The organism is Streptomyces sp. NK08204 (assembly GCF_020400585.1).
In the GTDB taxonomy this organism is placed as follows: domain Bacteria; phylum Actinomycetota; class Actinomycetes; order Streptomycetales; family Streptomycetaceae; genus Streptomyces.
Genome location: NZ_JAINVF010000003.1, coordinates 145,210 through 165,959, shown reverse-complemented (window position 1 = coordinate 165,959; position 20,750 = coordinate 145,210). Strand labels below are relative to the sequence as shown.

Here is a 20,750-nt window from a genome sequence, read left to right as displayed (position 1 = left end):
TTTGATCGATCATCGATCAGCAAGTTACAGTCGCCGACGGACTTCCACCGAGGTCCACTGCCCTGTCCTGCCAAAGACCAAGGGCAACCCCGAACCCTTACCGATGAGGGAACCCCCTTCGACTGAGGAAGGCGGCGACATGACCGACCCCCACGCCATCCAGCCGAGCGCGCTCGACCAGCTCCCGGACCGCGACCCGGAGGAGACCGCCGAATGGCAGGCCTCCCTGGACGCCGTGGCCAGGGAGGCCGGGCCGCACCGTGCCGCGTACCTGATGCGCCGCACGCTGGAGCGCGCAGAGGCGGGCGGCATCGCGCTGCCGAAGCTGCTGGAGACGGACTACGTCAACACCATCCCCACCTCCGCCGAGCCGGGCGTGCCCGGTGACCCGGAGATGGAGGCCCGCATCACCGCCTGGAACCGGTGGAACGCCGCCGCGATGGTGACCCGGGGCAGCAAGTACGGCGTCGGCGGCCACATCGCCACCTTCGCCTCCGCGGCCTGGCTGTACGAGACCGGCTTCAACCACTTCTTCAAGGGCAAGGAGGGCGACGGTTCCGGCGACCAGCTGTACATCCAGGGCCACGCCTCCCCCGGCATCTACGCCCGCGCCTTCCTGGACGGCCGGCTGACCGAGCGGCACCTGGACCACTTCCGCCAGGAGTCCGGCGGCGACGGCCTGCCGTCCTACCCGCACCCGCGCCGCCTGCCCTGGCTGTGGGAGTTCCCGACGGTGTCCATGGGCCTCGGCCCGCTGTCCGCCATCTACCAGGCGCGCTTCAACCGCTACCTCACCAGCCGCGGCATCAAGGACGTCTCGTCCTCGCACGTGTGGGCGTTCCTCGGCGACGGCGAGATGGACGAGCCGGAGTCGACGGCGGCGCTCGCGCTGGCCGCACGTGAGGAGCTGGACAACCTCACCTTCGTCATCAACTGCAACCTGCAGCGCCTCGACGGTCCGGTGCGCGCCAACTTCAAGATCGTGCAGGAGCTGGAGGCCCAGTTCCGCGGTGCCGGCTGGAACGTCATCAAGACGCTGTGGGGCTCGGCCTGGGACGAGCTGTTCCAGCTCGACACCACCGGCGCGCTGGTACGCCGCCTGCGCGAGGTACCGGACGCGCAGGTCCAGACGTACCAGACGCGGGACGCCGCCTACATCCGCCAGGACTTCTTCGGCAAGGACCCGGCGCTGGCCGAGATGGCGAAGCTGCTGAGCGACGACAAGATCCTCGAGTGCTTCCACCTCTCGCGCGGTGGTCACGAGGCCCGCAAGGTCTACGCCGCCTACAAGGCCGCCGTCGAGCACAAGGGCGCGCCGACCGTGATCCTGGCCCAGACGGTCAAGGGCCACACCCTCGGCGAGGGCTTCGCGTCGAAGAACGCCAACCACCAGATGAAGAAGCTGACGGTGGACGAGTTCAAGGCGATGCGCGACCTGCTCGGCCTGCCGATCACGGACAGCGCCTTCGCCGACGGCGTGGTGCCCTACGGCCACCCGGGCGCCGACTCCCCCGAGGTCCGCTACCTCCAGGAGCGCCGCGCGGCCCTCGGCGGTCCGGCCCCGGCCCGCCGTGTCCACCCGCTCGCCCCGCTGCCCGCCCCGGCCGAGAAGGCGTTCGCCTCCTTCGACAAGGGCTCCGGCTCGCAGAACGTGGCCACCACCATGGCCTTCGTCCGCCTGGTCAAGGACCTGGTCCGTGACAAGGAGACGGGCAGGCGCTGGGTGCCGATCGTGCCGGACGAGGCCCGCACCTTCGGCATGGAGTCGCTCTTCCCCTCCCTCGGCATCTACTCGCCCAAGGGCCAGACGTACGAGCCGGTCGACCGTGACCAGCTGATGTACTACAAGGAGGCCAAGAACGGCCAGATCCTCAACGAGGGGATCACCGAGGCCGGTTCGATGGCCGACTTCATCGCCGCGTCGACCGCGTACGCGACGCACGGCGAGGCGATGATCCCGTTCTACATCTTCTACTCGATGTTCGGCTGGCAGCGCACCGCCGACCAGATGTGGCAGCTCGGCGACCAGCTCGGCCGCGGCTTCCTCGTCGGCGCGACGGCGGGCCGGACGACGCTGACGGGCGAGGGGCTGCAGCACGCCGACGGCCACTCTCCGGTCATCGCCGCGACCAACCCGGCAGCGCTGACGTACGACCCCGCGTTCGCCTACGAGATCGCGGTGATCGTGCGCGAGGGCCTGCGCCGGATGTACGGGGAGGCGAAGCCGGGCGAGGACCAGGACGTCTTCTACTACCTGACGGTCTACAACGAGCCGCTGCCGCAGCCCGCCAAGCCCGCCGGTCTCGGTATCGACGAGGGCATCGTCAAGGGGCTGTACCGCTTCAACACGGCGGAGTCCGCGGGCGTGACCGTCCCGGCCAACGCCCCGCGCATCCAGCTGCTGGGCTCGGGTACGGCGATCCACTGGGCCCTCGAAGCCCAGAAGCTGCTGGCCGAGGAGTGGGGCGTGGCCGCCGACGTGTGGTCCGCCACCTCCTGGTCGGAGCTGCGCCGGGACGCCATGGAGGCCGACGCGGCCCTGCTGCGCGGCGAGGAGCGCGTGCCGTACGTCCGCCAGGCCCTGCAGGGCGCCGAGGGCCCGGTCCTCGCGGTGTCCGACTACATGCGCCAGGTCCCGGACCAGATCGCGCAGTGGGTCGAGCAGGACTACACCTCGCTGGGCGCCGACGGCTTCGGCCTGTCGGACACCCGTGAGGCGGCCCGTCGCCACTTCGGCGTCGACGCCCAGTCGATCGTCGTCGCGTCCCTGGCCCAGCTCGCCAGGCAGGGCCAGGTCAAGGCGACGGCGGTGAAGGAAGCGCGGGAGAAGTACGGGCTGTAATCACCGGGATCATGTGAAGGGGTACGGCTGCTGCCGTACCCCTTCCTTGTCAGTGGCCCCCGGCATGATGCAGGGCGCGGCGCGGGGCGGAGGTCCGGCGCGCGCGGCGATGCCGCCGATGTCGGTGATCCGTCGTACTCCGCGTGCGCCCCACCCGCTCAGGCCCGATGCTTGACCCGTGATGGAAGAGTCGGAGTTCTGGGAGCTGGTGGACGACACCCGCCAGGCCGCTGCGGGCGACCCCGAGGAGCAGGCCGACCTGCTCGTGGAGCGGCTGCTCCAGCTCGACCCGGAGTCGGTCCTGGACTTCGCCCGTCATTTCGAGTCCCGCTACAACCGCGCCTACCGCTGGGACCTGTGGGGCGCCGCCTGGGTACTGCTGGACGGGGCGAGCGACGACGCGTTCGACTTCTTCCGGTGCTGGCTGATCGGCCAGGGCCGGGAGGTCTTCGAGGGCGCCCTGCACGATCCGGACGCACTGGCCGACCTGCTGGACGACTTCGACGAGGAGATCGACGGCGACGGCGAGGACCTGGGGTACGCCGCGGACGAGGCGTACGAGGAGCTGACCGGCACGGTCGCCCCCGATCTCGGTATCGCGCCGGCGCCCGCCGAGCCGGAGGGCGCGCCGGCCGACTTCGAGGACGAGGCGGTCCTCGCCGAGCTGTATCCCAGGCTCTGGGCACGGTTCAGGGGCTGACCGTGCGGCCCTGCAGCCGGGCGGCCTTCTCCCTGATCTGCGGGAGGCGGGCGGTCAGGGCGGCGCCGGGGCAGGTGGTCATGAAGCCGTCGTTGTGGCCTGCCACGGCGGGCAGGGTGACGGTGGTGCCGGCCTGGTAGCGGCTCAGGCCGTTGCTGGAGACCAGGCGGACGTGTGCGCGCGGGTCGATGTCGGCGAGGCCGAGCTTCCAGGCGGCGAGGGCGGCGATCGCGTCGGTCATGGCCCGCGGGACGGGCACCCCGGCGGTGAAGGTGCCGAGGGCGGCGATGCCGGCGGTGCGGTGGTTGAAGCCCTGGGTGTGAGCGCCCGTGACGGGTCGCTCGACGCCCCCGGCGCGGCCCTCGTAGATGGTGCCGCAGCGGTCGACGAGGAAGTTGTAGCCGATGTCGTCCCAGTGGCGGGCGCCGGTCTGTCCCGTGTAGAGGTAGCGGATGATGCGGGGCGCATCGGCGCAGTCGTAGCCGTTGGGCGAGTCGGTGTGGTGGATGAAGACGGCGGTCACGCGGTCGTCGTAGCGCGGGGGAGGCTGGGTGCGCCGGGCGGTGCTGTCCAGCCAGACGGAGCGGGGCACGATGCGCGGCCGGGCGGCGCGGTGGGGGGCCAGACGCTGCTGGGCAGCTGCCGCGGCCACGGGGCGGTCGCGGCCGTCGGGGTGGACCGCGACGGCGTGTTCGACCCCGCGGGCGGACAGGAACAGCGCGAGGACGGCGGTCAGGGCGGGCAGACAGCCGAGCAGCACCAGTACAGGGCCGGGTATCCGCCGGGTTCTTCGGACGACATGCATGATCCCACTGTCGGGCCGGCCGGCCGTGCCCGCGATATGTGCTGTGCCACCCGGTGGAACCGTCGCACGGGTCAGGGACGTTTCCGGTGGTGCCCGCCCGCCGCACGGGTCACCGGAACCCGGTGCCGGCGACCGCGAGCGTGCGCGGTGCGCCAGGCGATGCCCGAGATCACAGGGTGCGGCCCATGAGCACGTCGTCCACGTAGACGCCGTCGAGGAAGAACTCGCCCGGCAGCACCCCTTCCACCGCGAACCCCTCGGCCTCGTACAGCCGTCGCGCCGGGGTGTTGTGCCCGAGCACGCGCAGGGTGAGGCGGCGGGCGCCACGCCTGCGTGCCTCGTCCGCCGCGGCCCGGATCAGTGCGCGCCCGAGGCCCCGCCCGCGTGCCTTCTCGGCGACGGCGAACCCCTGGATCGCCAGGACGTGCGCGTTCGAGGCGAGCGGGGTCGGGCGGGCGAGGCGGATGTAGCCGGCGATGCGTCCGTCGAGTTCGGCGACCAGAAACTCGCCCGGGGGGTGGCGTTCGTCGAAGAACGGGTCGTACGACGGCTGCGGCTCGGGCGCCACCGCGTGCAGGGTGGACCAGGCGGCCCGGTCGAGAGCGGACAGTTCCTCGTCGTCGTCGGACACGGCGAGGCGTATGGATGGCTGCTCGGACATATCGATCACCCTACGACGCCGTTCAGGACACTCGACGGGATTTACGCCGATCCGGCCGTGGGGGCGGCATGCTGACGTCATGCCACTTTCGAGAATCGCGGTTGCCGGGGCGTCCGGCCTGGTCGGCAGCGCGCTGGTGCGGTCCCTGACCGCGGACGGGCACGAGGTGGTGCGTCTGGTCCGCCGTGCGCCCCGGGGCGGGGACGAGGTCCGCTGGGACCCGGAGGGCCGGTACGTGGACGCGGCCGGGCTGGCCGGGTGCGACGTGGTGGTCAACCTGGCCGGGGCCGGGGTGGGCGACCGGCGCTGGACGGCGGAGTACAAGCGGCGGATCCGGGACAGCCGGGTGCTGGGCACGGCGGCGTTGGCCGAGGCGCTGGCCGCGCTGCGCGAGCGGCCGCGGGTCTTCGTGAGCGGCAGCGCGATCGGTTTCTACGGTGACACCGGGGACCGGGCCGTGGACGAGGACGCGCCCGCGGGCGACGGATTCCTGCCCTCGCTGTGCGTGGAGTGGGAGGCGGCTGCGGCACCCGCGCGGGAGGCCGGTGTGCGGACGGTGTTCGCGCGCACGGGTCTGGTGGTGGCTCGCGGGGGTGGGGCCTGGGGGCGGCTGTTCCCGCTGTTCAGCGCGGGGCTCGGGGGGCGGTTGGGTGACGGGCGGCAGTACTGGTCGTACATCGCGCTGCACGACGAGGTCGCCGCGATCCGTTTCCTGATCGACTCCGAGAGCCTGTCCGGACCGTTCAACCTGACCGCGCCGCAGCCGCTGACGAACCGGCAGATCACCGAGGCGATGGGGCGGGTGCTGCACCGGCCGACGCCGTTCGCGGTGCCGGCGCCGGTGCTGCGCGCGGTGCTGGGCGAGATGGCGGCGGATGTGCTGGGCAGTCAGCGGGTGCTGCCCAGGCGGCTGCTGGAGTCGGGATTCGAGTTCGCGTTTCCGGGGATCGACGACGCGATTCGCGCCGCGGGTTGAGCCCGGTTGCGCCACGTTGTGCCGGGCTGTGCCGCGGGGTGAGTGTGTGACCGCGTGCGACCGGCGTGCGACCGTGCCCTGTTGATGCGCGACTGATTATGACCGGCAGCAGACCTAACCTCGACGCGAACTCGAGTATCGCTGGAGCCAGTTGGGGGCATGACGTCTCCACCGGCCAGCGCAACCACAGGAGGGCCTCGTGCTTGAGCCCGCGTACCAGGTGGACGTCGTCATCGTGGGAGCCGGCGTCGCCGGACTCTCGGCGGCTCATCGGCTGACCAGCGCAGGAGTCACGACCGCGGTCCTGGAGGCCGCCTCCTGCCCGGGTGGTCGCATGTCGACCGAGAAGGTCGACGGCTTCCGGCTCGACCGCCTCGGACAGCTGCTGTCTATGTCGTATCCGGAACTCCGCCGCACCCCGGGCCTCGGCCGCCTGGTGCTGCGCCGCTTCGCTCCCGGGGTCCTGCTGCACCACGACGGGCACCGGCAGCGTGCGGGCGCACCGGCGGGCGGAGGGAGCGCAAGAGGCGCACTGCATGTGGTGCGCGCCCTGGCGAGCGCCCCCAGGGGTACGACGGCCCCGGCCGGCCGCGCCGGGGCTCCGCTGGGCGGCGCGGTCGACCAGGCCCGGCTCGGCGCCGCGCTGGGGCGGATCGCCGGCACGCCCGTGGAACGCCTGCTGGCCCGCCCCGAACTGCCCGCCGCGCAGGCTCTGGCGGCCCGTGGGGTACCCGCCCGCACGGTCGACGGCTTCCTGCGCCCGCTGCTCGCCGCCCTGCTGTGCGACCGTGAGCTGACCACGTCCAGCAGGTGCGCCGACCTCGCGCTGCGGGCCTTCGCGGGCGGGCGGCTGAGCGTGCCGGAGGGCGGCGCCGAGGCGTTGCCGGAGCTGCTGGCCCGCGCGCTGCCGCCGGGCACCGTGCACACCGGGGTGCGGGTCACCTCCGTGTCCACCACATCGGTGACCACCGCCGAGCACGGGGAGATCCGCTGCCGGGCGGTACTGCTGGCGACCGACGCGCGCGCGGCGGCCGAGCTGCTGCCGGGCCTGCGGGTGCCGGACTTCCACTCCGTGACGGTGGTCCACCACACCACGGACGAGCCGGCGGCGGCCTTCTCGACGGGCACCTCGCTGCTGCTGGACGCGGAACGCGGCGGGCCGGTCGCGCACACCGCGGTGCTGAGCAACGTGGACCCGAGCCGGGCGCCCGCCGGCCGGGTGCTGATCTCCTCCACCGTGCTGGGACCGCCGCCCGACGAGATCGACACCGCCGTCCGCATGCACCTGTCCCGGCTGTACGGCATGTCGACGCGCCGCTGGGAGACGCTGGCGGTGCATCACACGCCGGAGGCGGTACCGGCGATGCGTCCCCCGCACGACCTGCGCCGCCCGGTCCGCCTGCTGGCCGGCCTGTACGTCTGCGGCGACCACCGCGACACCAGCACGCTCCAGGGTGCCCTGCACTCGGCCCACCGGGCCGTCTCGGCGATCCTGACGGACCTGGGGGCGGCGGGCTCGCTGCACTGCGCGGACCCGGCGGCGACACTGCCACGGGCGGCGTGAGCCACCTTCCCCGCTCAGCGCAGCGCCGCCACCTTCTCCCGGTACCCCTTCACCGGCGCCGCGTCCTTGTACGGCTCCAGGCGGCGCTCGAAGTCCCTCACGTACTCACTCGCGCGAGCGCTGCGCATCTGCGCCGCCTGGCCTGCCGCGTCGGCGGCCAGCGCGCAGGCCTGGTCCAGTTCGCCCAGGCCGAGGCGGGCGGTGGCGAGGACGACCCGGCAGAAGAGGCGGCTGCGGGCGTAGGCCGGGGCGCGCAGCTGGAGGGAGCGTTCGGCGTGCTGGGCGGCTGCGCGGAACTGCTGGAGGTCGCGGTGGCAGTGGCCCAACTCGTCGGCCAGCTGCGCCTCGTCGAAGAACGCCGCCCAGTACGGCACCTCGTCCCCGGGCCGGGCCGCCTCCAGGGCGCGCTCGGCCCGCACCAGCGCCCCGGTGCACGCCCGCACCTCCCCGAGCAGCCCGTGCGCCCGCGCCTCGGAGGCGTGCAGCAGCGCCTGCACGACCGGCGGCACTCCCGTGCCGACCCCCTGCTGGGCGACCCGCGCGAGCTGCACCGCCTCCCTGCCGTGCCCCAGATAGACGGCTTGCCGGCTCATGGTGACCAGGACGTAGGAGCCGTACGCCCGGTCGCCGGCCGCCTGGGCGAGCCGCAGGGCCTGGACGAAGTAACGCTGGGCGAGCCCGTGCGCGGCGATGTCGTACGACGTCCAGCCCGCGAGCCGGGTGAGGTCGGCCGCGGCGGCGAACAGGCGGCGGCCGGTCTGCTCGTCGTAGCTGCCGCGCAGCATCGGCTCGCACTCGTACTCCAGGTAGCGCACGAGGGCCTGGCGGGCGTGGCCGCCGCCGAACTGGTCGTCGAGGGTGCGGAACAGTCCGGCGACCGAGCGCAGCGCCGCGATGTCACCGCCGGTGACCCGGTTGCCAGGGGCCCGCTCGGCGTGCGGGCGCGGCCGGGGCGGGAACGGAGCGGCCTGCGACCGGCCCGGGGTGCTGCCGGTGCGGCCCTGGGCGGGCACCCGGGGCGCCGGGTCGCGCACCACCTTGTCGTCGGGCCGGCCGATCAGCCAGTCCCGGCTGGGCACCACGAGCCCCGCCGGGGTGAAGGCGATCTTGCGCAGCTCGGTGTGGCTGCCGGAGTCCTTGCGCCACAGCCCGCTGACGATGTCGACGGCCTCCTCGGGGGTGGCCGCGAACTCCAGCCCGGCGTACACCGGCGCACAGGCGTCCAGACCGAGATCCTGGGCGGTGAGCCGGCGCCCGAGCCGGCGCGTGAACACCTCGGCGATGAGCGCGGGCGTCGTACCGCGGGGCTGCTGGCCGCGCAGCCACCGGGTGACCGAGGTCTTGTCGTATCTGAGGTCCAGCCCGTGTTCCAGGCCGAGCTGGTCGACGCGACGGGCCAGACCCGCGTTGGAGAACCCCGCCTCTGCGATGAGCGCGGCGAGCTGGCGGTTGGGGGTGCGCTGCGCGGGTCGGTCCGTCATCTGCGGTGCGGTCTCCTGCCTTCCAGGCCTCTGAGGTGCCGGGATTGCCTGCGAGCAGCCCTTTTGGCCTCACGAACGGCGCGAATGTAGCGGAGAGTGAGCAGGGGCTCGCACACTTCGACGTGCATTCATCCGATCGTGTGAGGATTGCCTGCAGGGCTGACGTACGCCGACCGGACGTACAGTGGCGTGGGCGCGTTACGTGCCTGACACGCCCGTCGCCGGGAAACTGAGGGAGGCGCTTGCCGTGAGTGAGTTGCGGTTCGTCCGCATGGGGTTCGGCGCGGATGCCGTGGAGTACCAGGAGGCGTGGGACGAGCAGCGCCGGGTGCACGCTGCCCGGTTCGCCGACGAGGCCCCCGACACCGTGCTGCTCCTGGAGCACCCCCCGGTCTACACGGCCGGCCGGCGCACCGCGGACAACGAGCGCCCGCTGGACGGCACCCCGGTCGTCGACGTGGACCGCGGCGGCAAGATCACCTGGCACGGCCCCGGCCAGCTGGTGGGCTACCCCATCCAGAAGCTGCCCCGCCCGGTGGACGTGGTCGCGCACGTGCGGCGCCTGGAGGAGGCGCTGATCCGCACCTGCGCCGAGTTCGGCCTCGCGACCACCCGGGTCGAGGGCCGCAGCGGTGTCTGGGTGCTCGGCGACCCGGTCGAGCAGCGCCCCGGGCTCGGGGGGCTCTCCCTCGACTTCGACCCGCGTCTGACCGACGACGAGTTCGACCCCCGCCTCAACGGCCCCGAGTACGCCCCCTCCAACGCGGGCCAGCGGCGCGAGGACCGCAAGATCGCCGCGATCGGCATCCGGGTCGCCAAGGGCGTCACCATGCACGGCTTCGCCCTGAACGTGAACCCGGACAACGCCTGGTTCGACCGGATCATCCCGTGCGGCATCCGCGACGCGGGCGTGACCTCCCTCGCCAACGAGCTGGGCCGGGACATCACGATCGAGGAGGTCCTGCCGGTGGCCGAGCGGCATCTCAGGGACATCCTGGAGAACGCCGACCTCAAGCCGCGGGCGATCGAGAAGGCGTCCGCCTGACCGGGGGAATGTGGCCTGCGGCTACAGGGTTGGCCTCTGCCGTAGGGCTCAGTTAACACGGGCGTACCCTGGTGTACGCCGAAGAATCGAAGCTACAGGGAGCCGGTCGTGTCCGCAGTCGCACCCGACGGACGCAAGATGCTGCGCCTGGAGGTCCGCAACAGCCAGACCCCCATCGAGCGCAAGCCCGAGTGGATCAAGACCCGGGCGAAAATGGGTCCCGAGTACACGAAGATGCAGAACCTCGTGAAGGGCGAGGGTCTGCACACGGTGTGCCAGGAGGCCGGCTGTCCGAACATCTACGAGTGCTGGGAGGACCGCGAGGCGACCTTCCTCATCGGCGGCGACCAGTGCACCCGGCGCTGTGACTTCTGCCAGATCGACACCGGCAAGCCCGAGGCCCTCGACCGCGACGAGCCGCGCCGCGTCGGCGAGTCCGTGGTCACGATGGACCTGAACTACGCCACCATCACCGGCGTCGCCCGCGACGACCTGGAGGACGGCGGTGCCTGGCTGTACGCCGAGACCGTGCGCCAGATCCACCAGCAGACGGCGCAGCGCGAGGGCGGCCGTACCAAGGTCGAGCTGCTGGCGCCCGACTTCAACGCGGTCCCCGAGCAGCTGGCGGAGGTCTTCTCCGCGCGCCCCGAGGTCTTCGCGCACAACGTGGAGACCGTGCCGCGGATCTTCAAGCGCATCCGCCCCGGCTTCCGCTACGAGCGCTCGCTGAAGGTCATCACCGAGGCCCGCGACTTCGGCCTGGTCACCAAGTCCAACCTGATCCTCGGCATGGGCGAGACCCGTGAGGAGGTCAGCGAAGCGCTGAAGCAGCTGCACGACGCGGGCTGCGAGCTGATCACCATCACGCAGTACCTGCGCCCGTCCCTGCGTCACCACCCGGTCGAGCGCTGGGTCAAGCCGCAGGAGTTCGTGGAGCTGAAGGAGGAGGCCGAGCAGATCGGTTTCTCCGGTGTGATGTCGGGCCCGCTGGTCCGCTCCTCCTACCGGGCCGGGCGCCTGTACCGGATGGCGATCGAACAGCGTGAAGTGGCGCACAAGTAAGCACCGGCCTGCCGTGGCCGAGCCGACGCGGTCCTGACCGTCCTCGCTGATGAGGGCCGTGTCAGGACCGCGTCGGCGTTCCGGGGCCCCCCGAGACCGCGCCCCCCGGGGCTTCATCCGCGTTTGACCGGTCGGTCACGCCCTGGTAACACCCAACAGTGACGCTGGTATCACAGGACGTACACCTTCGCCGAGGGGGAACCTCGATCATGCAGGCCGCGCATGTACGCGTCACCGCCATCCCGTCCTTCACCGACGCGCTGCGCGCCGTCGAGTCGCTGCTGATGCGCGGCGGCCAGCGCACCGCCCGTCGCAACGCCTGGACCTGTGTCCTGGAGGACCGCCGCCGCGCCAAGGCCCGGGTCGAGGCCCAGCGCGTGCTGGATCAGGCCGCCACCCGCTCCTGATCCCTCCGGCACCGGGCACTGGCGTCGTCGGTCACTGTCGGGGCCACGTAGACTTCGTGGCATGGCGAGGAAGGAACCCGCGGCGGACGCCGCGAATGCCGGGCGACTGAAGCAGATCGCCCTTACGTACAAGATGACCCGCAAGGCCGACAAGATGATCGGTCTTGTACTCGCGGCCGTCGGCATCGGCACGCTCGGTGTCTTCCTCGCGATCGGCTTTCTGATCGGCCATCCGGTCTATCTGGGCATCTTCGGCCTGCTGGCCGCCCTGCTGGCGACGGCGATCGTGTTCGGCCGCCGAGCCGAGCGGGCCGCCTTCGGCCAGATGGAGGGCCAGCCGGGCGCCGCCGCGGCCGTGCTGGACAACATCGGCCGGGGCTGGACGACCACCCCTGCGGTGGCGATGAACCGCAGCCAGGACGTGGTGCACCGGGCGGTCGGCAAGGCCGGCATCGTGCTGGTCGCCGAGGGCAACCCGAACCGGGTGAAGGGCCTGCTGGCCGCCGAGAAGAAGAAGATGAACCGCATCGTTGGGGACGTGCCGGTGCACGACCTGATCGTGGGCAACGGTGAGGGCCAGGTCGAGCTGAAGAAGCTGCGCACGACCATGCTGAAGCTCCCGCGCGTGCTGGCCGGCCCCCAGGTGACGGCCACCAACGACCGGCTGCGCGCCCTGGGCGACCTGATGAGCAACATGCCGCTGCCGAAGGGCCCCCTGCCCAAGGGCATGCGGATGCCGAAGGGCCGCTGACCCGGATCAGCGACGGCGGAACCGGAGGCCGTAGGTGCCCGGGACATCCGGGACCGCGGTCTCCCTCAGCTCCACGGCGGGAGCCTCCCGTGCATGCATGGCGTGAATCGCCGCGCCCCGTGGCGCGCCCCGCCGGCGCCCCAAGCCGCGTCGAGCGCGCCCAGCACAGCCGTGGTACGTGCTGTCGAACCGGTCCGGCAGTCGCCGGACCGGCGGCCGACGGCCGGCCGGGCCATGGGCCATAGGGCGGGCGTCGGGGAAGGCTCACGGCCGGACCGGTGAAATGCCAGGTGCACCGGCCTCGCGCAGCCGCCGCCCGTGGCAGATCTCGCCGAAGGCGCAGTAGTGCGCCGGGGGATCGTGCGCCGGGTGATCGTCATGGAAGGCGTCGGCCGGGTGACTGCCGGTGCCCTCGCCCTACTCCTTCGGCAGCGGCGCGGTGGCCGCCAGGGCGGCCGACGCGGGCAAACTCCTGCGCCTGAACGGAGCACGTCGCAGGCCGTCCGGCCCGGCGGGCTCTTCCCTCGCACCGGTCACCGCTGCCTCCGCCGCCCGTCAGGTCCCGCCTCGGTCGAGGGTGGCGGGGACACGCGACAGCTCGCGAAGCCGGCAGTCCGCGCCGCCGTTCCCCCGGCATGCCGGTCCGGTGCCGGGATGACACGCCGCCGAACGGAGTATCCGGCTGCTCATCGGCTCATGCACTCCTAGCCTTCGGAGTGTGACAAAACGCCATATCACGTACCTCGCATGCACCACGGCGCTGCTCAGCGCGGCCCTCGGCACCACCCCGGCCTCGGCCGCCCACCGGACCCTTGTGGTGCATCCCGGCGAGTCGATCCAGAAGGCGGTGAACGCCGCCCGGCCCGGCGACACGGTGATCGTGCTGGGCGGCACCTACCACGAGAGCGTCACGGTGAAGACGCCGGGAGTGACCCTGCGCGGCGTGGGCCCCCGTACGGTGATCATGCCGACGGACGCCCAGAAGGCCGCGGCGGCGAACGCCCAGAAGGCCCCGGCGTCGAGCGCCGCGAAGAAGGCCTCCGTGAGCTGTCTGGAGGGCGGCAACGGCATCTGCGTGGTCGGGGCGAAGGACACCGCCCTCCGGGACGTCACCGTCGCCGACCTGACCCTGAAGGGCTTCCCCAGGATCGGCCTGTGGTCCATGGGGACCGACCGTCTGACCGTGAAGCGGGTGACCTCCGACAACAACGGGCAGTGGGGCATCGCCCAGGAACACTCCACCCGCGGCGTGTTCCGGCAGAACATCGCCCGGAACAACGGTGACGCGGGCCTGTTCCTCGCCAACAACGTGAAGGCCGAGGAAGGCGCCACGGACACCCGGGGCGCGGTGGTCGACCGCAACTACCTGGAGGGCAACCGCATCGGTATCACCGTCCGCAGGCTGCGCAACCTCAGCGTCACGCGCAACGCCATGACCGGCAACTGCTCGGGCGTGTTCGTCGTCGGCGACGAGAACAAGCCGAAGACCAGGATGGTGACCGTCAGCGACAACCTCGTCGAGCACAACAACAAGTACTGCGCGAAGACCGCGCGGATGCCCTTCCTGCAGGGCTCCGGCATCATCCTGACCGGCGTCGACGACACGCTCGTGCGGCGGAACCTGGTCATCGCGAACTCCGGCAAGTCCCCGCTGTCGGGCGGCATCGTCCTGTTCAAGAGCATGGTGGGTGTCGCGAGCGAACGGAACCGGATCACCGGCAACTGGCTGGCGGACAACTCCCCGGCGGACCTCGTCAACCAGGAGTCCGCCAAGAGCAGGAACACCTTCCCGAACAACTTCTGCCGGGCCTCGCAGCCCGCGGGGCTGTGCTGACCGGACACAAGGACATCCCTCATCAGGGACATCCATGCAAGGAAGGAAGGCGGCGCATGACCGCTCCTACTGCCCCTCCCCCCTCGATGCGGCTGAGAGAGCTCGTGTTCGGGGCGGCCTGTGCCGCCGCCGTCCGTACCGCGGCCCGGCTGGGCGTCGCCGACGCGCTCGGGGACACCCCGATGGCCGTGGAGGACCTCGCCGCCGCGGTGAAGGCCGAGCCGAAGCCGTTGCGCCGGCTGCTGCGCGCGCTGACCTGCTACGACGTCTTCGCCGAGCGGCCCGACGGAACGTTCGCCCACACGGGCATGTCCAGGCTGCTGCGCGAGGACGACCCGAACAGCCTGCGCTACATCTGCCTGTGGTGCACCGAGCCCTGGACCTGGGACGCCTGGCCGAAGCTGGACGAGGCGGTGCGCACCGGCGGGAACGTCGTCGAGGACCTGTACGGCAAGGAGTTCTTCGCCTACCTGAACGAGGACGCCCCGGAGTCGGCCGACGTCTTCAACCGTGCGATGACGACGTCCAGCGAGCAGTCGGCGCGCGATGTCGCCGCGCTCCTGGACCTGTCCGGCAGCACGTCCGTCGCGGACATCGGCGGCGGGCAGGGGCACGTGGTGGCGAGCCTGCTGGACAAGTACCCGTCGATGCGGGGCTTTCTGCTCGATCTGCCGCGGGTGGTGGAGAACGCCGTGCCACGGCTGCGCGAGGGCGGCGATCTCGCGGACCGGGTGCGCATCGTCCCCGGTGACGTCCGCGTGTCCGTCCCGGTCAAGGCCGACGTCTACGTCATCAAGAACATCCTGGAATGGGACGACGAGTCCACCGCCCGGCTGCTGCGCAACGTCGTCGAGGCGGGCGGTCCGGGCACCCGGATCGTGGTCATCGAGAACCTCGTCGACGACACCCCGTCGATGCGGTTCAGCACCGCCATGGACCTGCTGCTCCTGCTGAACGTCGGCGGGGCCAAGCACACCACCGACAGCATGGTGGCGCGGCTGACCGGCGCGGGCCTGAGCGTCGGCGACATCCGGCCGGTCAACCCCTATCTGCACGCGTTCGACTGCACGGTCCCCGCCTGACCGGCTCCCCCGTCCCCCTTTCGCAGCACACCGGTGCCGGGTCCGCGTCCGACGCGGGCCCGGCACCGGTGTTCCGGCCTCGAGGTCACGTGCCGACGTCGCGCTCCCAGAGGTAGAAGCGCTGTGCCATCGCGTCCTTCGGCGACCGCCAGGTCTGAGGGTCGTACGCGCTGACGTAGGCCGAGAGACGATCGCTGACCTCCTTGAACTCCGGGTGCGAGGTGACCTTGGCGATGGCCGGTCCGGGCTCGCGCTCGGACTCGATGAGGTGCAGGTACACATCGCCGAACTGGAAGAGGCTCCGCCGGACGACTCCGACGAGGTGCGGCAGCTCTCCCCGGTCGGACTCCGCGAACACCTTGGCGATGTCGGGGGCGGAGCCCGGGGCCATGCGGGCGACGATCAGGGCCTGGTGCACGGTTGCTCCTCCGTCCCGGCTCAGTCGGCCAGGGCCGGGGCGGGCCGGTGACCGGCCGCCGCCCGCTCGATCTTGTCCCGGATGAGAGCCATCTGGATCTTGGAGTTCTTGTTGATGTTGTCGGTCATCCAGTCGTCGTCGACGGGCGCGTCCGGCTTCATCTCGAAGTCCTGCGTCCAGACCATCCGGGTGCCGGCCGGTACCTCCTCGTACTGCCAGTGGATGTTCATGTAGGCGAAGGGGCCCGTCTCCACGCGGCGGGCCTTGACGGCGAGGCGGGCGCGGTCCGTCTCCCGCTCCGAGACCCAGCTCCACACCTTGCCGTTGTCGTCGGGGTGCATGGTGAGCCGGAAGGTGGTCCGGTTCCCCTGCTGGGAGAGGATCTCGGCGGTGGCGTACTCGCTGAACAACTGCGGCCAGTTCGCCACGTCGTTGGTCATGTCCCAGACCAGGTCGACGGGCGCGGCGATGGTGATCTCGTTCTGGGTGTGTCCGGCCATGTCAGGCTCCCGCGGGCAGTGCGCTGTTGACGAGGTCGAGGAACTGGCGGGGCGTCCTGGAACGCTCCGCGTCGGGGGGCATCGGCGCTCCGTGCCGGTTCTCCAGCTCGCCGACGATGCCGAGCAGGCCGAGCGAGTCCACGCCGAGGGCGTCGAAGCCGGTGTCGCACCGCTGCTCGAGTTCGGCGGGCGGGACGGTGACTCCGGCGGCCTTCTTCATCAGTTCGGACAGTTCTTCCACGGTGATGCGGTCACTCATAGGTTCCTCTCTTTCGGGACGTGCTCCGGAGCGCCTCGCTACGAGACGCCGGTGGCGCCGTGCCGCAGCACGAGCGCCGAGTTCGACCCCATGAGTCCCCGGCTGAGGACCAGCGCCGTGCGCAGCTCGGCGGCGCGGGCGCGGCCGGTCACGAGGTCGAGGTCGTGGCAGATGTCGAAGACCCCCGGGGTGGGCGGGATCAGTCCGTGCTCCAGTGCGAGCACCGCCGCCGCGGTGTCCAGCACGGGTGCCGCGCAGTAGCCCCGTCCGATCCCGGCCTTGGGCGCCGTGACCGGCGGGCGCCGGCCGTGCGCGCCGAACACGTCGGCGAGGGCCAGCGCCTCCGCACGGTCGGCCGCCGGCACGCCGAGGGCGTCGGCGAAGACCACGTCGACCTCCTCGGGGGCGCACCCCGCCTCGTCCAGGGCGCCCCGGATCGCGTGGGCGAGCCCGTCCCGGGACTCCGCCCAGCGGGAGGCTCCGGTGAAGGTCGCCGCGTGCCCGGCGAGGACGGCCCGCACGGGTACCCCGCGGTCCCGGGCCGAGGCCGTCGACTCCACCACGAGCATGGCGCCGCCCTCCGCCGGCACGAACCCGCAGGCTCCGGCGGTGAACGGGCGGTAGGCGCGGTCGGGGTCCGGCTCACCGCTCAGCTCCTCGTAGCCGAGCTGGCACACCATCGAGTACGGGGCGAGCGGCGCCTCGGTGGACCCGGCCACGATCACGTCGGTGCCGCGCCGCACGGCGCGGGCCGCGTGGGCCAGGGCGTCCAGGCCGCCGGCCTCGTCGGCGGCGACCACCGAGCAGGGCCCCTTGAAGCCGCGCCGGATGGAGATCTGGCCGGTGCTGGCCGCGTAGAACCAGGCGATGGACTGGTAAGGGCCGACGTACCGGCTGCCCTTGCCCCACAGTCGCTGCAGCTCCCGCTGGCCGAACTCGCCGCCGCCGGAACCGGCCGCGGTGACCACGCCCACGGACATCGGCGAGGCGTCGGTGTCGGCCCGGCCGAGCCGGGCGTCCTCCAGCGCCAGGTCGGCCGCGGCCATGGCGAAGTGCGTGAAGCGGTCGGTCTGGACCAGGAAACGTTCCTCGACCGCCGCCGCCGGATCGAAGTCCCGGACCTCACCGGCCACCCGCAGCGGCAGGTGTGCGCAGCCCTCGCGGGTGACCCGGTCGAGAACGCTGATGCCCTCCTTGACGGACTTCCAGTAGGTCTCCGTGCTCGTTCCGTTGGGCGCGATCACGCCGATTCCGGTGACGGCCGCGCGCCGCGGATCGGGTTCGCTCATCGTGTCCTCTCCCTGGGCCAGGTCGGGATCGTCGGGTCAGGTGCGTCGGGTCAGGACCACCGCGGACTGGAAGCCGCCGAAGCCGCTGCCCACGGACAGGACGCCGTTCAGCCTGCGTTCGCGGGCGGTGCGCGGCACGTAGTCCAGGTCGCACTCGGGGTCGGGGGTCTCGTAGTTGGCGGTGGGTGGTACGACCTGGTGGGCCAGGGCCAGCACGCAGGCCACGACCTCGATCGCGCCGATCGCCCCGAGGGAGTGGCCCACCATGGACTTGATGGAACTCATCGGTGTGTCGTAGGCGTGCTGTCCCAGGGCCCGTTTCACCGCGGCGGTCTCGTGGCGGTCGTTCTGTCGGGTGCCCGAGCCGTGCGCGTTGACGTAGTCGATCGCGGTGGGGTCGAGCCGGGCGTGGTCGAGGGCGTCCTCGATCGCACGGGCCATCTCCAGGCCCTCGCTGGTCAGGCCGGTCATGTGGTAGGCGTTGCCGAAGGTGGCGTAGCCGCCCAGTTCGCAGTACACGTGAGCGCCGCGGGTCCGGGCGTGCTCCAGCTCCTCCAGGACGAGCACCGCGCCGCCCTCGCCCATGACGAATCCGTCGCGGTCGTTGTCGAAGGGCCTTGACGCGTGTGCGGGGTCGTCGTTGTTGGGGGACGTGGCCTTGATCGCGTCGAAGCAGGCCATGGTGATCGGGGAGATCGGGGAGTCCGAGGCGCCCGCGATGCAGATGTCGGCGCGGCCCTCCTGGACGGTGTGGAAGGCGTACCCGACCGCGTCCAGGCCCGAGGTGCAGCCGGTGGACACCGTCTGCACCGGACCATGGGCACCGAAACGCTCCGCCACCGCCGAGGCGAGCGTGCTCGGCGAGAACGCCCGGTGCAGCTGCGGACCCGCCTTGCGGTGGTCCACGTCCCAGCGCTGCCCGCCGCTGCTCACCAGGACGTAGTCGTGCTCCAGGCGGGTGGTGCCACCGACGGCGGTGCCCAGGGAGACCCCGACCCGCCAGGGGTCCTCCCGGCCGAGGTCGATTCCGGAGTCCCGGACCGCCTCCTCGCCGGCGACCAGGGCGAACTGGATGTAGCGATCGGACCGTCCCGCCTGCTCGGCGTCCAGACCGTGTACGGCCGGGTCGAAGTCGCACTCGGCGGCTATCCGGGAGCGCAGCCCGGTGGGGTCGAAGAACGTGATGCCCCGTGTCGCCGTACGCCCCGCGGCCAGCAGGTCCCAGAACGCCGGTGCCCCGATCCCGCCCGGAGCGACGACGCCTATGCCGGTGACCGCCACCCGCCGGGTCATGAGCGGACCTGCACCCGGTCGGCCGGCTCGGCGGCGACGGCGGCGGGCTCCGTCTCCTCCGTGTCGACATGGCCGAGGCTCGGACGCGGGGCCAGCGGGCCCAGGTGGAAGACGAGGCGCGCCTCCACGTTGCCCACGTTGCGGAACCGGTGACGCATGTGGGCGGGGATCATCAGCCCCTGCTCCGGCTGGAGCGGGTACGGATCGCCGTCCAGGTCCACCTCCAGCTGCCCGCAGACGACGTACACGAACTCCTCGGAGTACGGGTGGTAGTGCTCCGCGATGCGGTCGCCGGGCTGCACGATGGCCACGCCCATGAATCCGCTGGTGGAGCCCACCGTGGCCGGGGTGAGCATGGCGCGCAGATCACCGCCGCGCCGGGTGTTGGGCTCGACCTCACTGAGGTCCACGATCTTCGGAAGGGGTTTGATCACGGCGTTCCTCCGTTGGTGTGCTGCGCCTGTGGGGGTCGGGGGTCAGGCGTCCGGCGAGCGGCGGTCGGTGATGAGTTCCATGCGGACGGCGTCCTGCGCCAGCAGGTCCTTCAGCGCGGCCTCGGAACCGGCCTCGGAACCGGCCTTCGCACCGGCCTTGGCGCCGGACCCGGGCAGGGCGGCCTCGGCGTCCCGCCCGTCACGTACGTCGATCAGCCGTACGACGACGTCGTCGCGCTGGAAGATCGTGCTGCGCAGGACCGGGCTGCCCGGGTCCTCCGCCGCCTCGGCGTCCCTGTGGGCGAGCAGCTCGGCCAGCCGCATTCCGCGGCCCGGCCGGGCCGGGTAGTACAGCGCGTGCCGCCGGCCCTCGGCCAGCTCGTCCGCGGTGACGTGGTGCACGGCGGGCAGCGCCGCCCGGGTGAAGAACATCCGCGCGGACTCCTGGTCGTCCAGGTCGCGGCTCTGCTCCAGGTACGGGTTGATGGCCTCCTCGACGGCCCGTACCTCGGGCTGCCGGGCGACGTGGCGCAGCGCCGCGAGCAGGTCGCCGCGCACCTCGATGGCCCGTACGACCCGGTTGCCGTGCATGAACAGGGAGGTGCGGCACAGGCGGGTGGTCTCGTCGACGCGCGGCTCGGGCGAGGCGTAGTTCGCGAGGATCTTCGCCACCTGCGCCTCGCTGCCCGGCTTGACCGTGAAGGTGAGCGCGTGCCGGATCACCCCGTCGCCGATGCGCGGGGACGTCTGGAGCCGGCGCTCGGCCGACGCCGCGGACGCCGCGGTGCCCGTCTCGCGCACGACGTGGAAGCGCAGCGACCGGGTGTCCCGGACACAGCTGTGCAGCGGCTCCACCATGCGGACGTGCTCCTCGCTGTTCACCCAGGCGAGGAACGGCGGGGCACTCTCCCACTCACTGGTGATGAGCCATTGGGAGGGATTCTCGATCGACTGGCACAGCTGGTCGCTGACATGGCCGGGCACCGAGGCGACCTGGTTGCACAGTTGCTCATAGGCCTCGAGGAACTGCTGCTGGGCGCCGTCGTGGACGTCCACCAGCAGGACGACCCGAAGGTGGGAGCCGTCGAACACGGACTGGGAGACCCGCTTGGACGCCTGTCGTCTCGGCTTTTGCGAAGCCTGTTCCGCCGTGGTGGTCATATCGCACACATCTCCTTCTAGCGGGGGCAGAGGCGGACGTCGGGCGCCGATGACGCGACGTCAGCGTTTTTTGATCCTGTTCCGCTCCGCCGGTACGCGCGACTCGCGTGAACCAGGCGGGTGATTGAGCCCCCGCAACCCCTCCGACGCCCCCTCGCACCGGGCATGGAAACTGCGACGCGCCTC

At 71.9% G+C, this 20,750-nt stretch carries 20 protein-coding genes; 10 read left to right on the top strand and 10 right to left on the bottom strand.

The genetic code is table 11. The features are described 5' to 3' along the window. Positions 1-139 precede the first annotated feature (139 nt). The gene (gene aceE / locus K7G59_RS06525) at positions 140-2,842 is read left to right on the top strand and encodes a pyruvate dehydrogenase (acetyl-transferring), homodimeric type (protein WP_225831023.1); all 2,703 of its coding nucleotides are present in this window, start codon (positions 140-142) and stop codon (positions 2,840-2,842) included. A gap of 181 nt (positions 2,843-3,023) precedes the next feature. Next, positions 3,024-3,542, top strand: coding sequence for a DUF4240 domain-containing protein (locus K7G59_RS06520; RefSeq protein WP_225831511.1), 519 nt, complete (start codon positions 3,024-3,026; stop codon positions 3,540-3,542). Here K7G59_RS06520 and K7G59_RS06515 read toward each other — a convergent pair. Both K7G59_RS06515 and K7G59_RS06510 read right to left on the bottom strand, forming a co-directional pair. Next, positions 3,532-4,347 (bottom strand): peptidoglycan recognition protein, encoded by an 816-nt coding sequence (locus tag K7G59_RS06515; RefSeq protein ID WP_225831021.1) that lies wholly within the window; start codon positions 4,345-4,347, stop codon positions 3,532-3,534. The genes K7G59_RS06520 and K7G59_RS06515 overlap by 11 nt on opposite strands. A 169-nt stretch (positions 4,348-4,516) precedes the next feature. Further along, a complete protein-coding gene (locus K7G59_RS06510) occupies positions 4,517-5,008 on the bottom strand; it encodes a GNAT family N-acetyltransferase (RefSeq protein WP_225831019.1) in 492 nt (163 codons plus the stop codon). A gap of 79 nt (positions 5,009-5,087) precedes the next feature. Between K7G59_RS06510 and K7G59_RS06505 the strand changes: the two genes are divergently transcribed. Together K7G59_RS06505 and K7G59_RS06500 are read left to right on the top strand one after the other, a co-directional pair. Then, positions 5,088-5,984 carry a TIGR01777 family oxidoreductase gene (locus K7G59_RS06505; RefSeq protein ID WP_225831017.1) on the top strand — a complete coding sequence of 299 codons (897 nt, stop codon included), beginning with the start codon at positions 5,088-5,090 and terminating at the stop codon, positions 5,982-5,984. Positions 5,985-6,183: 199 nt separating this feature from the next. Continuing rightward, positions 6,184-7,548: an NAD(P)/FAD-dependent oxidoreductase gene (locus K7G59_RS06500; protein ID WP_225831015.1), complete on the top strand. Its 1,365-nt coding sequence runs from the start codon at positions 6,184-6,186 to the stop codon at positions 7,546-7,548. 14 nt (positions 7,549-7,562) lie between these two features. Here the strand turns inward: K7G59_RS06500 and K7G59_RS06495 are convergent, their stop codons facing one another. Next, the gene (locus tag K7G59_RS06495) at positions 7,563-9,029 is read right to left on the bottom strand and encodes a regulator (protein ID WP_225831014.1); all 1,467 of its coding nucleotides are present in this window, start codon (positions 9,027-9,029) and stop codon (positions 7,563-7,565) included. A 247-nt stretch (positions 9,030-9,276) separates the two neighbouring features. Here K7G59_RS06495 and lipB point away from each other — a divergent pair, with 247 nt between their 5' ends. From lipB to K7G59_RS06465, 6 genes are all read left to right on the top strand, one after another. After that, a complete protein-coding gene (lipB, locus tag K7G59_RS06490) occupies positions 9,277-10,074 on the top strand; it encodes a lipoyl(octanoyl) transferase LipB (protein WP_225831012.1) in 798 nt (265 codons plus the stop codon). Between the two features lie 108 nt (positions 10,075-10,182). Continuing rightward, on the top strand, positions 10,183-11,136 hold the full coding sequence (lipA, locus tag K7G59_RS06485) for a lipoyl synthase (protein ID WP_225831010.1): 954 nt from the start codon (positions 10,183-10,185) through the stop codon (positions 11,134-11,136). A 209-nt stretch (positions 11,137-11,345) separates the two neighbouring features. Beyond that, positions 11,346-11,543, top strand: a complete 198-nt coding sequence (locus K7G59_RS06480; RefSeq protein WP_225831008.1) for a hypothetical protein — start codon at positions 11,346-11,348, stop codon at positions 11,541-11,543. A 61-nt stretch (positions 11,544-11,604) separates the two neighbouring features. Beyond that, positions 11,605-12,294: a DUF4191 domain-containing protein gene (locus tag K7G59_RS06475; RefSeq protein WP_225831005.1), complete on the top strand. Its 690-nt coding sequence runs from the start codon at positions 11,605-11,607 to the stop codon at positions 12,292-12,294. Between the two features lie 718 nt (positions 12,295-13,012). Then, the gene (locus K7G59_RS06470) at positions 13,013-14,128 is read left to right on the top strand and encodes a right-handed parallel beta-helix repeat-containing protein (protein ID WP_225831004.1); all 1,116 of its coding nucleotides are present in this window, start codon (positions 13,013-13,015) and stop codon (positions 14,126-14,128) included. A gap of 86 nt (positions 14,129-14,214) precedes the next feature. After that, positions 14,215-15,210 (top strand): methyltransferase, encoded by a 996-nt coding sequence (locus K7G59_RS06465; RefSeq protein WP_225831510.1) that lies wholly within the window; start codon positions 14,215-14,217, stop codon positions 15,208-15,210. An 85-nt stretch (positions 15,211-15,295) separates the two neighbouring features. Here the strand turns inward: K7G59_RS06465 and K7G59_RS06460 are convergent, their stop codons facing one another. The 7 genes from K7G59_RS06460 to K7G59_RS06430 are packed head-to-tail and all read right to left on the bottom strand — an operon-like array spanning position 15,296 to position 20,564. Further along, positions 15,296-15,628 (bottom strand): TcmI family type II polyketide cyclase, encoded by a 333-nt coding sequence (locus K7G59_RS06460; RefSeq protein WP_225831001.1) that lies wholly within the window; start codon positions 15,626-15,628, stop codon positions 15,296-15,298. 20 nt (positions 15,629-15,648) lie between these two features. Beyond that, entirely contained in the window at positions 15,649-16,128 is a 480-nt protein-coding gene (locus tag K7G59_RS06455; RefSeq protein ID WP_225830999.1) for an SRPBCC family protein, read from the bottom strand. Position 16,129: 1 nt separating this feature from the next. Then, the gene (locus K7G59_RS06450) at positions 16,130-16,387 is read right to left on the bottom strand and encodes an acyl carrier protein (protein WP_225830997.1); all 258 of its coding nucleotides are present in this window, start codon (positions 16,385-16,387) and stop codon (positions 16,130-16,132) included. 38 nt (positions 16,388-16,425) lie between these two features. Beyond that, entirely contained in the window at positions 16,426-17,676 is a 1,251-nt protein-coding gene (locus K7G59_RS06445) for a ketosynthase chain-length factor (RefSeq protein WP_225830995.1), read from the bottom strand. A gap of 36 nt (positions 17,677-17,712) precedes the next feature. Further along, a complete protein-coding gene (locus K7G59_RS06440; protein ID WP_225830993.1) occupies positions 17,713-18,969 on the bottom strand; it encodes a beta-ketoacyl synthase in 1,257 nt (418 codons plus the stop codon). Further along, on the bottom strand, positions 18,966-19,403 hold the full coding sequence (locus K7G59_RS06435) for a cupin domain-containing protein (protein WP_225830992.1): 438 nt from the start codon (positions 19,401-19,403) through the stop codon (positions 18,966-18,968). The genes K7G59_RS06440 and K7G59_RS06435 overlap by 4 nt, the downstream gene beginning before the upstream one ends. 42 nt (positions 19,404-19,445) lie before the next feature. After that, positions 19,446-20,564, bottom strand: a complete 1,119-nt coding sequence (locus K7G59_RS06430; RefSeq protein ID WP_225830990.1) for a SchA/CurD-like domain-containing protein — start codon at positions 20,562-20,564, stop codon at positions 19,446-19,448. Positions 20,565-20,750 lie beyond the last annotated feature (186 nt).

Bases quoted from the DNA above. Each gene is read 5' to 3' on its own strand.
- aceE (WP_225831023.1), top strand. From the start codon at position 140: ATGACCGACCCCCACGCCATCCAGCCGAGCGCGCTCGACCAGCTCCCG.
- K7G59_RS06520 (WP_225831511.1), top strand. From the start codon at position 3,024: ATGGAAGAGTCGGAGTTCTGGGAGCTGGTGGACGACACCCGCCAGGCC.
- K7G59_RS06515 (WP_225831021.1), bottom strand. From the start codon at position 4,347: ATGCATGTCGTCCGAAGAACCCGGCGGATACCCGGCCCTGTACTGGTG.
- K7G59_RS06510 (WP_225831019.1), bottom strand. From the start codon at position 5,008: ATGTCCGAGCAGCCATCCATACGCCTCGCCGTGTCCGACGACGACGAG.
- K7G59_RS06505 (WP_225831017.1), top strand. From the start codon at position 5,088: ATGCCACTTTCGAGAATCGCGGTTGCCGGGGCGTCCGGCCTGGTCGGC.
- K7G59_RS06495 (WP_225831014.1), bottom strand. From the start codon at position 9,029: ATGACGGACCGACCCGCGCAGCGCACCCCCAACCGCCAGCTCGCCGCG.
- K7G59_RS06480 (WP_225831008.1), top strand. From the start codon at position 11,346: ATGCAGGCCGCGCATGTACGCGTCACCGCCATCCCGTCCTTCACCGAC.
- K7G59_RS06475 (WP_225831005.1), top strand. From the start codon at position 11,605: ATGGCGAGGAAGGAACCCGCGGCGGACGCCGCGAATGCCGGGCGACTG.
- K7G59_RS06465 (WP_225831510.1), top strand. From the start codon at position 14,215: ATGCGGCTGAGAGAGCTCGTGTTCGGGGCGGCCTGTGCCGCCGCCGTC.
- K7G59_RS06455 (WP_225830999.1), bottom strand. From the start codon at position 16,128: ATGGCCGGACACACCCAGAACGAGATCACCATCGCCGCGCCCGTCGAC.
- K7G59_RS06450 (WP_225830997.1), bottom strand. From the start codon at position 16,387: ATGAGTGACCGCATCACCGTGGAAGAACTGTCCGAACTGATGAAGAAG.
- K7G59_RS06445 (WP_225830995.1), bottom strand. From the start codon at position 17,676: ATGAGCGAACCCGATCCGCGGCGCGCGGCCGTCACCGGAATCGGCGTG.
- K7G59_RS06440 (WP_225830993.1), bottom strand. From the start codon at position 18,969: ATGACCCGGCGGGTGGCGGTCACCGGCATAGGCGTCGTCGCTCCGGGC.
- K7G59_RS06430 (WP_225830990.1), bottom strand. From the start codon at position 20,564: ATGACCACCACGGCGGAACAGGCTTCGCAAAAGCCGAGACGACAGGCG.